This is a genomic window from Streptomyces sp. NPDC058691, from assembly GCF_042714775.1.
GTDB lineage: Bacteria > Actinomycetota > Actinomycetes > Streptomycetales > Streptomycetaceae > Actinacidiphila.
The window spans coordinates 1-1120 of the sequence record NZ_JBHXSO010000143.1 but is presented as its reverse complement, the minus strand read 5'-3'; the positions used below and the strand labels follow the sequence as shown (position 1 = coordinate 1120).

General features: G+C 67.2%; 2 protein-coding genes. One reads left to right on the top strand and one right to left on the bottom strand.

Annotated elements, in window-relative coordinates; genetic code table 11:
* A partial coding sequence (locus tag ACFWVC_RS38640; RefSeq protein WP_384299610.1) for a DUF6210 family protein occupies positions 1-206 on the top strand: 206 nt, incomplete at its 5' end.
* A gap of 9 nt (positions 207-215) precedes the next feature.
* Here the strand turns inward: ACFWVC_RS38640 and ACFWVC_RS38635 are convergent.
* Positions 216-1102 (bottom strand): IS5 family transposase gene (locus ACFWVC_RS38635; protein WP_384299617.1). Its coding sequence is split into 2 segments (ribosomal slippage): positions 216-754 and positions 754-1102, totalling 888 coding nucleotides; the frame shifts between segments, so codons are not numbered across the junction.
* Positions 1103-1120: the final 18 nt, after the last annotated feature.

The following is a 1120-nucleotide window of genomic DNA, read 5'->3' as shown; positions in this document are numbered from 1 at the left end:
CCTGGAACTACGCGTGGCCAGATGACGAGCTGGACAAGCTCCGCGAGATCATCGAAGCCATTCGCTACTGGGCATCTGATGGGGCCACAGAGGAGCCACATGCTCTCCGACTGGATGAGAGCCGTATCCGTGAGGCAGATGAGGCCTGGGTGCGGGTGATCACCCCGGACGGCCCGGGAGTGCTGGTCTGGTTCAACTCGGACTGAACACGGTGATCAGCCGTCTGCCCTGAGCCAGAGGACCAGTGCCGCGATGACGACCCCGGCCTGGTAACGGGCCGCCAATTTGTCGAACCGGGTTGCCACGGCACGGAACTGCTTCAACCGGGCGAAGCACCGCTCGACGACGTTCCGCCCCCGGTAGGCGGTCCTGTCGAAGGCCGGTGGCCGGCCACCCCTGCCCGCACGGCGAGCTCGGTTGGCGACCTGGTCCCGGCGCTCGGGGATGGTCGCCTTGATGCCGCGGCGCCGCAACAGGTGGCGAATCTTCCGGGACGAATATGCTTTGTCCGCCACCACCCGGTCGGGCTTCGTGCGTGGGCGTCCGAGGCCGGTCCGCGGAATGCGGATTGCCTCCAGCACAGCGGGGAACATGGTGCAGTCTGCCGTGTTCCCGGTGCTGAGCACGATCGACAGAGGCAGCCCCCGGCCGTCCACCGCCATGTGGACCTTGGTCGTCAGCCCGCCCCGGGACCGGCCGAGCGCCTCGCGACGCGCGACAGCTGCCGGATCTTCTGATTCGTCCCCACCTTCAGCCCCTTTTTGCGGGCGCCCGCAGCATGCTGATGCGCCCGGGCGACCGTGGAGTCGATCGAGACCGTCCACTCCACGGCGCCCGCCGCGTCGTTACGGACCTGGGCCTCCTGCAACAGCCTGGCCCAGGTGCCGTCATTCTCCCACTGGGCGAAGCGCCGATAGACGGTCTGCCATGGGCCGTATCGCTCAGGAAGGTCGCGCCAGGGCGCACCAGTACGGAGCCGCCACAGCACCCCGTTCACGACCTGCCGATGGTCTCGCCACGGACGTCCAACACCGTCGCTCTGCGGAAGCAGCGGCTCTATCCGCGACCACGCCGAGTCCGTTATCTCTCCTCGCCCCACCACAAGATCAATTATGAGACA